Origin of the sequence: Nitrosomonas sp., from assembly GCA_016703745.1 — a bacterium.
Classification (GTDB): domain Bacteria; phylum Pseudomonadota; class Gammaproteobacteria; order Burkholderiales; family Nitrosomonadaceae; genus Nitrosomonas.
This window is the reverse complement of the sequence record JADJBK010000006.1, coordinates 2,379,416-2,394,015: the sequence shown is the minus strand read 5'-3', so window position 1 is coordinate 2,394,015 and position 14,600 is coordinate 2,379,416. Positions and strand designations below refer to the sequence as shown.

Genomic DNA, 14,600 nt, shown 5'->3' with positions numbered 1-14,600 from the left:
TAAAAAACAAGTAAACCCCGTTTCAACATTTTACAATTCTGAAATGACAAAGCAGATATTTCTCAGTTTCGACAATCAGAAACAGCATCAAACCGAACAGCAGAATTTTCGACCACGCTGCCAGATTGATACCGGCCGTTGCGAATAATTGCTGCATGTAACCATTGTAGGTAAATAAGAGTTGCAGAATCAGTAATAACGCAACCAACAACAGTGCATAAGGATTACCGACAAAATCTCGCCACTTGATCACAGGCGCCAGCATATAACGACAATTAAAGAGATAACCGATTTCACCGATGACAAGCGCGTTGACGGCTGTCGTGCGGCACACTTCGAGACTCGCTCCTGCAGCCTGCTGCCAGTAATAAAGTCCCAGTGCGCCCACGGTGAGCAATATGGAAACAAATCCAACTCGCCACAGCATAAAAGTATCCAGAATAAAACCTTGGGGATCCCTTGGTGGGCGCTGCATGATCGCAGGCTCCGCCTGCTCAAAAGCCAAGGCCATCGACAAGGTTACCGCTGTCACCATATTGACCCACAATATCTGTACCGGCGTAATCGGCAGCACCACACCCAGCAAAATGGCGACCCCCAGCATGGCTGCCTGCCCGCCACTGACAGCAAGCGTATAGATAATGGTTTTGCGAATATTATCGTAAACTCTGCGTCCCTCTTCCACCGCGTGGATAATGGATGCAAAATTATCATCAGTAATTACCATCTCTGCTGCTTCCTTGGCAACTTCAGTCCCTTTTCTGCCCATGGCCACGCCGATATCCGCCCGTCGCAACGCAGGCGCATCATTAACGCCGTCACCAGTCATCGCAACAATCTCACCATTGGTCTGCATCGCCTCCACCAAACGCAGTTTGTGTGCGGGGCTGGCTCGCGCAAAGACATCAACAATTCTGACAGCTTCTGCAAGCTGCTGATCATCAAGCCTATCCAGCTCACCACCTGTCAAGGCAGCCTGTCCATCACCAATACCCAGTTGCAACCCAATTGCTTTGGCAGTCGTCACGTGATCGCCCGTGATCATTTTTACCTGTATTCCTGCCGAACGGCATGCCGTTACCGCAGCAATCGATTCCTCACGTGGAGGATCAACAATACCAACCAGACCCAGCAGCACGAAACCATCACTGACATCTTCAAACATCAGCGCTGTCTGCTCTACTTCAACGTACTTGACCGCCAGCGCCAATATCCGTTGCCCCTGTGCTGCAACCGTGTCCATAGCCATTTGCCAGAAATCTTTATCAAGCGGTTGATCACCTGCAGCAGTCCGTTGACTCTCGCATCGGGTCAATACCGCTTCAAGCGCGCCTTTCCAGTAAATAAAGCCGCGCCCGGTGTGATCATGATGTAACGTTGCCATGAAGCGATGCTCGGACTCAAACGGAATGGTGTCGATACGTGGGCAAGTTGCCTGCTCAAAAACGGGATCAAACCCAGCCTTCATTGCGAGCGCCAGCAACGCGCCCTCCGTCGGATCGCCTACAAGCGACCAGTTATCATGCTCCTCTTTGAGCTGTGCATCGTTGCATAACAGCGCAACTCGAAATAGATCAGTGAATTCAGGGCACTCCGTCACAAAAAAATCTTCGTCCTGTAGCGTGAATCCGCCGCGTGGCACATAACCAATGCCGCTGACTGCTAATGAGCTATCGGCAGTAATCACTTGTTGTACAGTCATTTCATTGCGAGTTAGCGTTCCGGTTTTATCCGAGCAGATTATCGTAACCGAGCCTAACGTTTCAACTGCCGGCAAGCGCCGGATGATTGCATGACGCCACGCCATCGATCGCACTCCCAATGCCAGCGTGATAGTCATGATGGCGGGCAGTCCCTCCGGGATCGCTGCAACGGCAATACTAACCGCAGCAGTAAATATCTCACCCGTTGTATAGTCATGCAGCAGCAAACCGTATAAAAGCAGACTGGCTGCCAGCACAACAATAACAACGGTCAACCAGCGGCCGAATACCGCCATTTGTCTCAGCAAAGGCGTCTCCAGCACATCGACACGTCGCAACATGGCGTTGACATGACCGATTTCGGTTGTGTCTCCCGTTGCGACGACCACCCCTATTCCCTGGCCATAAGCCACCAGCGTGCCGGAATATGCCATGCAAAAACGATCACCCAGCTCCGCGTTTTTTTTCACCGGCGCTGTACTTTTCTCTACTGCCTCAGATTCTCCTGTCAGCGCCGCTTCCTCGATTCGCAGATTTTTAACACCAATCAAACGAAGATCCGCCGGTACCTTATCACCAGATTGCAGCATGACCACATCACCCGGCACCAGCTCCTCCGCAGCAATCCGTCTACGATGCCCATCACGCAGCACCGTTGCTTCAGGCGACAACATCCTGCGAATGGCATCCAGCGCCTGCTCTGCTTTGCCTTCCTGAACGAAGCCAATCAAGGCATTGATTATGACAACACCGATGATCACTGCTGTATCAACCCACTGTTGCAAGAAAACCGTTACCAGTGCCGCTGCCAATAATACGTAAATCAGCACATTATGAAACTGCGATAGAAAACGCATCCAGGCACTACGAGTTTTGAGAGGACTTAAGCAATTGGCGCCATAATGTTGCTGGCGTATCCCGGCTTCCTGCTGTGTTAATCCCTGCGAAGTGGCTTGCAGCAAACTCAATGCTATTTCGCTTGTCTGACAATGCCAGGCGGTTATTTCCTGGTTAGGATTCAAGCCATTGTTTTTCATGATTGATGACTCTTTTCAATTACCCCGGTATTCATGCTACGATTTTAGCCCGTTTAGACTTTATAGGAGACCAAGATGAAATTTTTGAAGCAGATTACCCTGTTATTCGTCCTGTTTATATTGTTGATTGCTAACTGGGCAATTGCCAAAGGTCTGGTTCCCTATCCTGCTCAAGTCAACAACATAATGCGTTACCAGCGAGTTGCACCCAATATTGCTACTTCCGGCGCACTTGACAGCAATGCCATTCAAGAATTGGTCAAGCATGATTTCCGTACCATTATTGATTTACGCACCGAGCAAGAAGGTACGAATAATGAAAAACTGGCGGTCAAAAAAACCGATATGGAATATTTCAACATTCCCGTCACGCGGGAAGGGATAGACGAATCTCAGCTGGCTGCTTTCAAGGCAATCCTCGCGCAAGCAACCTCGCCGATTCTCCTGCACTGCAGCACCGGTAACCGAGCCGGAGCAATGTGGGTAGTTTACCGGCTTAGTGAAGGCATGTCGGCGGATCGTGCTTTCAAAGAAGGTCGTGATGCCGGCATGAATGAAGCCATGACAGAAATCATTAAGCAAAAATGGTGCCAGGATCGGGATGATTGCTGATCGTGTCAAGAGTCGGGAATGGGCACACTGCAGAGAATAATTTCTTTATGGAAACGGAGCAGCTGTGTCATTAACCCAAGGCATGACCTCATCAAATGCCTTGTCTCCGTCCTCACACGGGACACCGTGGGGCTTGAGGTGGGAGAAATTATAACGTCGAGTATCAGCCAGGTGGGAAAGCTGGATATTTTGTAACGCGGTAAACATGGTTTCGAGCCTGCCCGGGAAATTCCGGTCCCATTTTTGCATCATTTCCTTGATAACCTGACGTTGCATATTGGGTTGGGAACCGCACAAGTTGCAAGGGATAATCGGGAATTGCGTAATTTCAGCAAATGTCGCCAGATCTTTTTCCTTGCAATACGCAAGCGGACGAATCACGATATGCTGACCATCGTCACTGACCAGTTTGGGTGGCATCGCTTTCAGTTTTCCACCGTAAAACATATTGAGAAAAAAAGTTTCCAAAATATCGTCGCGATGATGTCCCAGTGCAATTTTAGTTGCACCAAGCTCACCTGCAACCCGATAGAGCACCCCTCTGCGCAGGCGGGAACAGAGACTGCAGGTAGTTTTACCTTCCGCAATCACGCGTTTCACCACACTGTAGGTGTCTTGTTCGACAATGTAAAAAGGAATGCCAATTTCAGTCAGGTAGTCTGGCAATACTCGTTCAGGAAACCCCGGTTGTTTTTGGTCAAGATTAACCGCGATCAATTCGAAATCCAGTGGAGCATGTGCCTGCAGGTTGCGAAGAATATCCAGTAAAGCATAACTGTCTTTTCCTCCGGACAAACATACCATTACACGATCACCATGTTCAATCATGTTGTAATCGGCGATTGCCGTCCCTACAAGGCGCCTCAGGCGTTTACGCAACTTGTTCGTGTTATATTCCAGTTTTCGGGAAAGGACTTCCACAACCATGGTGACTCCTGACAGACGTGAATAAATAGTGATTTAAAAATTGGTAACTACCGGCAAAACTACAACAAAAGCAATTTCACAGAAATATTCCATTGCTCTCATTATCGAAATAATGCACATTATTGAGATACTTTTTATCAAATAACGAATGGAGGGTATATGAAAAAGTACGCTTGTGTCGCAATGTTAATTCTATTCCTGATTACTCCGATCGCCCAAGCAGAAAAACCGGATTATAACAATGCAACGATAGGCAGGCCAGGTGACGTAGTGAACGTTTCACGCACAATTAATATCGAAGCTTACGAGTACCGTTTCGAACCCTCTGAGTTAAACGTTAAACAGGGTGAAACCATCCGGTTAATCGTCAGCAATTCCGGCAAAAGAAGGCATGAATTTATCCTGGATACTTTGGAGCATCTCAAGGAACATGCAAAAATGATGCGATCACATTCAGGCATGCAACATAATGACCCCAACCAGGTCACCCTCTATCCGGGCGAACAGAAAGAACTGATTTGGCAATTTACCAGTGCGGGTGTACTTCATTTTGCATGCCCAATCCCGGGGCATTTCACAGGCATGCGCGGCAAAATTTTTGTGGAGGATATATGAAAGCAAAGCAATTAAATATTTTGATAACGCTCGTATTAATGGTGGTTATTCTGACCATTTTTCCAGCTTATGTTAGCGCCAATCAGACAGTCGAGGTCTATAAAAGTCCAACCTGTGGCTGTTGTGCCAAATGGGTAGAACATCTGGAATTACATGGTTTTACTGTCAATACTCATGATGTTGGCAACCAGAAAATGCGTGCACAGGCTGGCGTAGCTCCCAGCCTCGGCTCATGCCACACCGCGATGGTTGATGGCTATGCTATTGAGGGACATGTACCGGCGGAAGATATCAAACGTTTGCTCAAGGAAAAACCCCGCGCTGTGGGACTAACGGTTCCGGATATGCCACATGGCTCTCCAGGTATGGAGACCGGGCGTATTGATCCATATAACGTACTACTAATCAAAAAATCAGGAGATACACGCAGTGCGACGACCATTTACAGCCAGCATGGTGCGTTACCATCTTCAAGCGCTACACCGTCATTGAAGAATGATATTTCAGAATCGATACTACGGTTGAAATAAATGGTTTTTTATAGATTCCTCACTATATTGTTACTCTTGGGTCTGACGGCGTGCTCAAAAGAGACTGTCATCAGCCCAGGCGATGCGCTGGATAAAATTTTGGGTACTTCTCAACATGAGCAAGCTGTGGTACGCAATTTCGATCCTGCCCAGATTGAACGCGGACGCACTCTATTTCAAAAAAATTGTGCTGTTTGCCATGGTGAATATGCGCAGGGAACAGCAGACTGGCGCAAACCGCTTGATAACGGCAGATATCCACCACCGCCGCTGAATGGCACCGCTCACGAATGGCACCACTCCACCGATGAGTTGAAGCATTTTATTCTTAATGGAGGCCCACCCGGGGAAGGGCGTATGCCAGGATGGGAGGGAATTCTTCAGGATCAGGAAATTGACGATATTCTGGTATGGATCAAATCGTTATGGCCGGATGAAATTTATCACGGATGGTATACCAGAATCGAGAATCGCTGACTGGCTGGTGGTTTTTATGGCGCGCCCAACACGATTCGAACGTGTGACCACCGCCTTCGGAGGGCGGTACTCTATCCACTGAGCTATGGGCGCTACAAAAAGATACAAATACGAACCCGATTCAGGATGCCTCTCAAACAGCGCCAACTGCTCGTCGGTTACTTGAGGCAGCCTATTCTGATTTTCCCTGTGGGATTGGCTGATCTGGATAAATCCTTACCGTTTTAACACCTTGATTGTTTGTTTGCAAAACTTCCATTCGGCAACCTTCAATCTTCAATCCTGTTCCCGTTTCTGGAATATCTTGAAAATATTCAAGAATCAGCCCATTCAGGGTTTTGGGTCCGTCAAGTGGCAGTTGCAAGCCCAACTTACGATTTAATTCGCGTAACAGTGCCCCGCCCTCGGCAATTATACTCCCATCTGCTTCCCGTTTGCATGTACCGGTTTGCGTGGGTGCATGAGTAGTGAATTCACCAATAACTTCTTCAAGAATATCTTCGAGTGTTACCAGTCCCAACCATTCCCCATACTCATCGACTACCAGACCAATACGGCGATTATTTTCCTGAAACAGCTGCAACTGGGAAAAAAGAGGGGTACCGGAGGGAATAAAATAAGGTTTCTGCATAACCGCCTCTAGCATCGAAGCGCTGATTTCTTCTTCCTTGAGCTGATTCAGTATCTTACGGGCATGCACAATACCCACCACATTATCAAAATGTTTGCGGTACAAAGGAAATCTTGTATGGTGACAGGTCAGTAGCTGGTTTTTGATTGCAGCTTCATCTGCTTCCAGATCAATCGCCTCAATCTGGTTTCGAGGCACCATGACATCATCAACTGTGATCGATTCCAGATCAATCAGGTTGGCCAGTACGCTCTGATGTTTTTTCTGAATAAAGTGCCCGGCTTCCAGCACCAAAGTCTTAAGTTCTTCCATACTAAGCTGGTGAGCTACCTGCTGCGAAGGATTCAGACGTAGCACGACTAACAACGCCTGCACAAACAGATTGATAAACCAGACAACGGGAGAAAAAAGCTTGAGTAATGGTGTCAGAATGTAACTAACCGTCAGCGCAATACGCTCGGGGTAAGCGGCAGCGATCACTTTTGGCGTAATCTCACTAAAAATCAGGATAGCCAATGTTACGGCTACACTGCCCAGCAACAACGCCAGCTCACTGTGAGCGAAAAAAAAAGTAACAATTACGGCAACCAGCGTAGCTGCCGCAGTATTTAACAGATTATTGCCCAGTAGAATGACACCCAGCAACTTGTCGGTATCCTGCAACAATCTGACTGTTAGTTCCGCCCCACGATGACCCTGTTTGGCAAGATGCCTGAGACGATAGCGATTAATCGCCATCATGCTGGTTTCCGATAAAGAAAAAAAACCAGACAACAGCAGCAGTAGCGCCAAGATGATCAGCAGAAGGTAGACAGGAATATCTTCTGGCACCTACTATCCTTACGGTAAAGACAAACTACCCCCAATGGCATTTTATAGGCCATTCGAATAAATAAACGGTAGAAAATATGATATTTCTAAACTTTAATCTTTTTCAAACCAGTCAAAATAGGCGTAGCTCCTGGGCGCCACTTTAGCCTCCTTAAGTGCCTGCTGTGCTTTCTGGTCAACCTTTTTGTCCCACCAGAGTGCGCGTGCTTCTTTCTGTTTTTCTATCCACTCAGGATGCTTTGCAAAAAGCTCACGCATAAACTTGGTGTGCTCGGATTCGTAGAGTTCCATACTGTTCAATTTACTCAAAAAGTTAATAATATCAATCTGAAGGGCTGAGGAATATAATTTATTCTCATTTAAAATCATTAAATTAACTTAATGCTAATGCTGCTGATCATGTCGCCACTCGTTCTCGACCGATCATATCGTGCTCCTGTCTCACTTATATTTGTATTTATACAAAAAGAGTCCTGCCGGTATCGAATCCAGCTGCACTATTATAGATTAGCTACAAAATTGTTTCATAGGAGATAGCTTCACATGGGAAATTATAAAAAATTTGTAAAATTTGAGAACAAGATTATTTTTATCGGATTTGGATGCGTTGGACAGGGTGTGTTACCTCTGATTCTCCGGCATATAGACATATCGCCCGCACAAATCCGTATTATTACAGCTGATACAGAGGGGCAGATCCAAGCCGAGAAAGCACATGTCTCGTTTACGGTTTGCCCGCTTACGCCACAAAATTTTCAACAGATTCTGGATGAGAATCTGGCTCCAGGAGATTATCTGCTCAATTTATCCGTCAATGTCTCCAGTTTGGCGCTGATCGAGTATTGTCATCAGCGCAACCTCCTTTATCTGGATGCCTGCCTCGAACCTTGGCAAGGTGGCTACACCGACACCACCCTGTCGCTATCGGCTCGCTCCAATTATAATGCGCGCGAGCAATCGCTAAATCTGCGTGAACGGCTCGGCAGCGGACCCACAGCGGTACTTTGTCATGGCGCCAACCCTGGATTGGTTTCTCACTTTACCAAACAGGCATTGGTAAATATTGCCCGTGATACCGGCATTGACTTTGTCCTGCCACAAACACGCGAATCATGGGCAGCACTCGCACAGAAACTGAGCATTAAAGTCATCCAGTGTGCGGAGCGTGACACACAAACTGCCAAACCATTCAAGCGGGTCAACGAATTCGTCAATACTTGGTCAATCGATGGTTTCATTGGCGAAGGACTGCAACCCGCCGAACTGGGTTGGGGCAGCCATGAAAAAACTGAACCGCTTGATGCCAGCCATCATGATTATGGTTGCGATGCCGCCATTTATCTACGTCGCCCAGGAACACGTACTTCAGTCAGAGGATGGAATCCGCTGACTGGCGCCTATCAAGGATTTCTAATAACGCATGCCGAGTCGATTGCCATTGCTGACTACTTAACCGTCAAGACCAACGAAGAACTTGAATACCGCCCCACCGTCTATTATGCGTATCATCCATCTGATGCAACCGTTCTGTCTATTCACGAGCTGAGTGGCCGGAATTTCAAGCAACAGGAGACCAAACGCCTGCTGATGAATGACATTGATTCCGGTTCCGATGCTCTGGGAATGGCATTGATGGGGCACGCCAAGGGACTATACTGGTATGGATCAATTTTATCGATCGAGGAAGCACGGGATCTTGCGCCCTACAATAACGCCACCAGCCTGCAAGTGGCCGCCGGAGTGCTCGGTGGAATGGTATGGGCAATCGAGAATCCACAAGCAGGTATCGTCGAACCGGAAGAAATGGATTTTAAACGTGTTCTACAAATAGCTTCGCCCTATCTTGGCGATATAACAGGGCAGTATAGCAACTGGACTCCATTGCGAAATAATCTGGCTTTGTATGATGCTCACTTGGATACAACCGACCCATGGCAGTTCAAAAACTTCCGAGTCGTTTAAATTTAATACTCTCAGGTCTCTCATAAACAACATGGATCTTCTCACACAGGGCTTGCTGGGCGCAAATCTCGCCGTTACCCGCGCACAAAAACACGAAATCCGTTTGGCAACGGGAATCGGTTTTTTTGCCGGCATGGTCGCTGATGCAGATATTCTGATTCAATCTGATCAGGATCCATTACTGACAATCGAGTTTCACCGTCATTTCACACACTCATTGTTTTTCATACCTTTTGGCGCACTAATTGCGGCCGTTTTGTTGTGGCCTTTTCTGCGCAAACGCCTGGTATTTTTCCGGTTATATTTCTTCTGTCTGCTAGGGTACAGCTTAAGCGGCGTATTAGACGCCTTAACGAGCTATGGCACCCATCTTTTATGGCCACTTATTGAAACCCGGATGGCCTTGAATATTATTTCTGTAATTGATCCAATTTTTACACTCATTCTGCTGGCAGCGATTTTTATCACATACCGAAACAGAACGGCGACTCACGCTATTTTTGGTTTAATCATCGCCTGCGTCTATCTGCTAATTGGCTACACCCAGTTGCAGCGAGCAGAGCTGACCGCATTGACCATTGCTCAGTCGCGTCAGCACGAGATTGAGCGATTATTAGTCAAACCAACGCTGGGAAATTTATTGCTATGGCGCTCAATTTATGAGTATGACGGCCGGTTCTATGTGGATGCAGTGCGAACGGGATTATTCTCAAGACCCACCTTTTACCCGGGTGAGTCAGTTGAGAAATTCATCAAAACTGATTATCTTGATCGTCATTCCTTGGAATCGGTGCTCGCTGGTGATATTGACCGTTTCGGCATCTTTTCGGACGGATTTTTGGCTTTGCAGCCAGGAACGCAAGATTTGCTGGTAGACATCCGTTATTCCAGCTTGCCAAATAGCATTGCACCGCTCTGGGCTATCGAAATGGATCTGGCGCAGCCGGATCAGCATGCACAGTTTCGTGTGTTCCGCAGCATGTCAAAGACGCTGCGCGAGAAATTCATCGCCTTATTGATGGGAAGTAAACAACCCGCTTTTTAGTTAAGGAACCCCTGAAAAACAAACATTCTAAACGGCAGTCACTCAAAAACTGGCCACCATTTTAAATAATGCAGTTGCGGAAAGCTTCTTTGGCAGCCTCAAGCAGGAACGTTGCCAATGGCGGCATTACCAAACCCGCTATGAAGCAGAAGCAGAAAAATCGATAAAAGCAGCTTAACTGAGGTGTCCGGTTTTACTTGACAAGGTCACATTACTTCAAACCAGCCTTTTAGCCAGTGGGATCAAATCTTCCCCGACACCATGATGACTGTTGCCGCCATCGACCGGATCATCCATCACGCAACCATCATCGAAATCGACAGTGAAAGTTATAGGAGGAAAAACCAGAAAAAATCATGAAGTAGCTAATAAGCTCAACCGGCCATCATAATTGTCGTCAAAGCGGCCAAGATAATTGACGCGAGACACTATCGCAATGGTGCGCATGCGCAGTGAGCCTAGAACTCAAGCCTATGTAATGCGTCGTACAGAACAAGGAATGTTAAATAAAGAAATTCAACGTTGCCTGAAGCGTTATATAGTTCGTGAGCTGTATCTGATTATTCTTGCTGACTTGTCAGACGCAGCCACAATTACTTGACATAGGAGCGTCAACGCCGTGTCGGAAAGCTTCTTCCATGCCTTATAAAAACCGAATTAATCCATCATCAAACGTTTCATTCCCGAGAAGAAGCTAAACAGGCTGTGTTTGAATATATCGAAGTGTTTTACAACCGGGAGCGATTGCATTCAGCTAATGGATATATATCACCCGTTGACTTCGAATTGCAGCAAAATACCGCTTAACTTTGTGTCCAGAAAAGTGTTGACATCACTGCACTGCTCGGTAGTGTCGTTTATCCGGCTCTTATTCATCGGCTCGCGGTTTATGTTCCACGCTCGGTCACCCTCACACAGCTTAGTTCCATCTCCGGGCAAACAAAAAAAGCATCCAAAATTATAAATTTTGGATGCTTAATCATTTAGGGTGCTTGGCGGTGTCCTACTTTCACATGCGTATACACACTATCATCGGCGCTGCTTCGTTTCACTTCTCTGTTCGGGATGGGAAAAGGTGGTTCCAAAGCGCTATGGCCGCCAAGCAAAAACTGTAACTACATATAAATTAGTAAAGTAATTTGAATTCTCAAGATTATAGGATCAAGCCTCACGGTCAATTAGTATCGATTAGCTCAACACATTACTGTGCTTCCACATTCGACCTATCAACGTTGTAGTCTCCAACGAACCTTTAGGGGAGTTATACTCCCGGGAAGTCTAATCTTGTGGCAAGTTTCCCGCTTAGATGCTTTCAGCGGTTATCTCTTCCGCACATAGCTACCCGGCGATGCCACTGGCGTGACAACCGGTACACCAGAGGTGCGTCCACTCCGGTCCTCTCGTACTAGGAGCAGCCCCACTCAAACTTCCAACGCCCACGGCAGATAGGGACCAAACTGTCTCACGACGTTTTAAACCCAGCTCACGTACCACTTTAAATGGCGAACAGCCATACCCTTGGGACCGGCTTCAGCCCCAGGATGTGATGAGCCGACATCGAGGTGCCAAACTCCCCCGTCGATATGAACTCTTGGGAGGAATCAGCCTGTTATCCCCGGCGTACCTTTTATCCGTTGAGCGATGGCCCTTCCATACAGAACCACCGGATCACTATGACCTGCTTTCGCACCTGCTCGACTTGTCAGTCTCGCAGTCAAGCACGCTTATGCCATTGCACTATCAGCACGATTTCCGACCGTACCTAGCGTACCTTCGTACTCCTCCGTTACTCTTTGGGAGGAGACCGCCCCAGTCAAACTGCCTACCATACACGGTCCCTGATCCAGATAATGGACCTAGGTTAGAATTTCGATAATGCTAGGGTGGTATTTCAAGGATGGCTCCATACACTCTGGCGAGCATATTTCATAGCCTCCCACCTATCCTACACAAACATGATCAAAATCCAATGTAAAGCTACAGTAAAGGTGCACGGGGTCTTTCCGTCTAGCCGCGGGTAGATTGCATCTTCACAAACATTTCAACTTCGCTGAGTCCCGGGAGGAGACAGTGTGGCCATCGTTACGCCATTCGTGCAGGTCGGAACTTACCCGACAAGGAATTTCGCTACCTTAGGACCGTTATAGTTACGGCCGCCGTTTACCGGGGCTTCGATCAAGAGCTTGCACCCCATCACTTAACCTTCCGGCACCGGGCAGGCGTCACACTCTATACGTCCACTTTCGTGTTTGCAGAGTGCTGTGTTTTTATTAAACAGTCGCAGCCACCTTTTTATTGCAACCTTTTTCTGCTTCGCATGCAAGATGCTACACATACTAGAGGCACACCTTCTCCCGAAGTTACGGTGTCAATTTGCCGAGTTCCTTCTCCCGAGTTCTCTCAAGCGCCTTAGAATTCTCATCTCACCCACCTGTGTCGGTTTGCGGTACGGTCTTTATTTAACTGAAGCTTAGTGGCTTTTCCTGGAAGCAGGGCATCACTTACTTGGCTCACGAATGAGTTTCGTTATCACGCCTCAACTTAGCCGCCCGGATTTGCCTAGGCAGCACGTCTACACGCTTCAACCGGGACATCCAACACCCGGATAAGCTAGCCTTCTTCGTCCCCACATCGCATTAAATAAAGGTGCTGGAATATTAACCAGCTTCCCATCAGCTACGCATTTCTGCCTTACCTTAGGGGCCGACTCACCCTGCGTCGATGAACGTTGCACAGGAAACCTTGGGTTTTCGGCGAGGAAGCCTTTCACTTCCTTTATCGCTACTCATGTCAGCATTCGCACTTCCGATACCTCCAGCAATCTTCACAGATCACCTTCGCAGGCCTACGGAACGCTCTCCTACCATCTGCAATTACTTGCAAATCCCTAGCTTCGGTGCACAGTTTAGCCCCGTTACATCTTCCGCGCAGGACGACTCGATCAGTGAGCTATTACGCTTTCTTTAAAGGATGGCTGCTTCTAAGCCAACTTCCTGACTGTCTATGCCTTCCCACTTCGTTTACCACTTAACTGTGTCTTTGGGACCTTAGCTGAGGGTCTGGGTTGTTTCCCTTTCGACACCGAACGTTAGCACCCGATGTCTGTCTCCCATACTTGCACTCTTTGGTATTCGGAGTTTGCCATGGTTTGGTAAATCTTGACGATCCCCTAGCCATAACAGTGCTCTACCCCCAAAGGTGATATATGAGGCACTACCTAAATAGTTTTCGGAGAGAACCAGCTATTTCCAGATTTGTTTAGCCTTTCACCCCTACCCACAGCTCATCCCCTAATTTTTCAACATTAGTGGGTTCGGACCTCCACAAAGTATTACCTTTGCTTCATCCTGGCCATGAGTAGATCATCTGGTTTCGGGTCTACACCCAGCAACTAAACGCCCTATTAAGACTCGCTTTCGCTGCGCTTCCCCTAAATGGTTAAGCTTGCTACTGAATGTAAGTCGCTGACCCATTATACAAAAGGTACGCAGTCACCCCTGCTTCAAACACCCTTCAGGTATTTGAATAAAATTTACTATTACGCCCAACCATGGCAATTTATTTATCCATTTCTGGTTTAATTGAACAGCATCGTTGAGCGACACCTTTTAAAAATCAAAAGATGCTTGAAGCAGGGGCTCCCACTGTTTGTATGCATGCGGTTTCAGGATCTATTTCACTCCCCTTCCGGGGTTCTTTTCGCCTTTCCCTCACGGTACTGGTTCACTATCGGTCGATTACGAGTATTTAGCCTTGGAGGATGGTCCCCCCATATTCAGACAAGGTTTCACGTGCCCCGCCCTACTTATCGCAACCTTAGTTCCACATTATGATTTTTGCTTACGGGGCTATCACCCAATATCGCTTAACTTTCCAGAAAATTCAGCTAATCTTAATGCTAAAAGTTGCAGGCTGATCCCATTTCGTTCGCCACTACTACGGGAATCTCGGTTGATTTCTTTTCCTCTGGTTACTTAGATGTTTCAGTTCACCAGGTTAGCCACTTTCTCTCTATGTATTCAAGAGAAGTTACCCTTTCGGGTGGGTTTTCCCATTCGGACATCTCCGGATCAAAGCTTGTTTGCCAGCTCCCCGAAGCTTTTCGCAGGCTTCCACGTCCTTCATCGCCTGTAATCGCCAAGGCATCCACCACATGCACTTATTTGCTTGATCCTATAATCTTGAAAATTCCATATTATTAGATAATACGATTCAATTTTATATAATCTA

Annotated in this window: 11 protein-coding genes, 1 tRNA gene, 2 rRNA genes and 1 pseudogene; 8 read left to right on the top strand and 7 right to left on the bottom strand. The window is 47.3% G+C overall.

Annotation, left to right across the window (positions count from 1 at the left end; all coding sequences use genetic code 11):
• Positions 1 to 22 precede the first annotated feature (22 nt).
• On the bottom strand, positions 23 to 2,740 hold the full coding sequence (locus tag IPG31_12590; GenBank protein ID MBK6619139.1) for a cation-transporting P-type ATPase: 2,718 nt from the start codon (positions 2,738 to 2,740) through the stop codon (positions 23 to 25).
• Between the two features lie 75 nt (positions 2,741 to 2,815).
• Here IPG31_12590 and IPG31_12585 point away from each other — a divergent pair, with 75 nt between their 5' ends.
• Positions 2,816 to 3,352 (top strand): tyrosine-protein phosphatase, encoded by a 537-nt coding sequence (locus tag IPG31_12585; protein MBK6619138.1) that lies wholly within the window; start codon positions 2,816 to 2,818, stop codon positions 3,350 to 3,352.
• A 45-nt stretch (positions 3,353 to 3,397) separates the two neighbouring features.
• On the opposite strand, the gene ttcA is transcribed toward IPG31_12585, so the two are convergent.
• The gene (ttcA, locus tag IPG31_12580; protein MBK6619137.1) at positions 3,398 to 4,279 is read right to left on the bottom strand and encodes a tRNA 2-thiocytidine(32) synthetase TtcA; all 882 of its coding nucleotides are present in this window, start codon (positions 4,277 to 4,279) and stop codon (positions 3,398 to 3,400) included.
• A 159-nt stretch (positions 4,280 to 4,438) separates the two neighbouring features.
• On the opposite strand from ttcA, the gene IPG31_12575 reads away from it, so the two are divergent.
• Genes IPG31_12575 through IPG31_12565 form a run of 3 tightly spaced genes read left to right on the top strand, consistent with a single transcriptional unit; the run spans position 4,439 to position 5,901 of the window.
• Positions 4,439 to 4,894, top strand: coding sequence for a cupredoxin family protein (locus IPG31_12575; GenBank protein MBK6619136.1), 456 nt, complete (start codon positions 4,439 to 4,441; stop codon positions 4,892 to 4,894).
• Complete coding sequence (locus IPG31_12570) at positions 4,891 to 5,424, top strand: DUF411 domain-containing protein (GenBank protein MBK6619135.1); 534 nt, start codon at positions 4,891 to 4,893, stop codon at positions 5,422 to 5,424. The genes IPG31_12575 and IPG31_12570 overlap by 4 nt, the downstream gene beginning before the upstream one ends.
• Positions 5,425 to 5,901, top strand: a complete 477-nt coding sequence (locus IPG31_12565) for a cytochrome c (GenBank protein MBK6619134.1) — start codon at positions 5,425 to 5,427, stop codon at positions 5,899 to 5,901. It begins immediately after the preceding gene.
• A 17-nt stretch (positions 5,902 to 5,918) separates the two neighbouring features.
• Here the strand turns inward: IPG31_12565 and IPG31_12560 are convergent.
• The 3 genes from IPG31_12560 to IPG31_12550 all read right to left on the bottom strand — a co-directional run bounded on the left by IPG31_12560 (position 5,919) and on the right by IPG31_12550 (position 7,654).
• A tRNA-Arg gene (locus IPG31_12560) sits at positions 5,919 to 5,994 on the bottom strand.
• A 79-nt stretch (positions 5,995 to 6,073) separates the two neighbouring features.
• Entirely contained in the window at positions 6,074 to 7,351 is a 1,278-nt protein-coding gene (locus IPG31_12555; protein MBK6619133.1) for an HlyC/CorC family transporter, read from the bottom strand.
• 105 nt (positions 7,352 to 7,456) lie between these two features.
• On the bottom strand, positions 7,457 to 7,654 hold the full coding sequence (locus IPG31_12550; protein MBK6619132.1) for a DUF3460 family protein: 198 nt from the start codon (positions 7,652 to 7,654) through the stop codon (positions 7,457 to 7,459).
• 252 nt (positions 7,655 to 7,906) lie between these two features.
• Here IPG31_12550 and IPG31_12545 point away from each other — a divergent pair, with 252 nt between their 5' ends.
• From IPG31_12545 to IPG31_12530, 4 genes and pseudogenes are all read left to right on the top strand, one after another.
• Positions 7,907 to 9,325 carry a homospermidine synthase gene (locus tag IPG31_12545; GenBank protein ID MBK6619131.1) on the top strand — a complete coding sequence of 473 codons (1,419 nt, stop codon included), beginning with the start codon at positions 7,907 to 7,909 and terminating at the stop codon, positions 9,323 to 9,325.
• A gap of 31 nt (positions 9,326 to 9,356) precedes the next feature.
• Positions 9,357 to 10,370, top strand: coding sequence for a metal-dependent hydrolase (locus tag IPG31_12540; GenBank protein MBK6619130.1), 1,014 nt, complete (start codon positions 9,357 to 9,359; stop codon positions 10,368 to 10,370).
• 210 nt (positions 10,371 to 10,580) lie between these two features.
• Positions 10,581 to 10,730: pseudogene (locus IPG31_12535) on the top strand (ATP-binding protein).
• Between the two features lie 285 nt (positions 10,731 to 11,015).
• On the top strand, positions 11,016 to 11,177 hold the full coding sequence (locus tag IPG31_12530) for an IS3 family transposase (GenBank protein MBK6619129.1): 162 nt from the start codon (positions 11,016 to 11,018) through the stop codon (positions 11,175 to 11,177).
• A 183-nt stretch (positions 11,178 to 11,360) separates the two neighbouring features.
• Here the strand turns inward: IPG31_12530 and rrf are convergent.
• Together rrf and IPG31_12520 are read right to left on the bottom strand one after the other, a co-directional pair.
• A 5S ribosomal RNA gene (gene rrf, locus IPG31_12525) occupies positions 11,361 to 11,473 on the bottom strand.
• Between the two features lie 54 nt (positions 11,474 to 11,527).
• A 23S ribosomal RNA gene (locus IPG31_12520) occupies positions 11,528 to 14,543 on the bottom strand.
• Positions 14,544 to 14,600 lie beyond the last annotated feature (57 nt).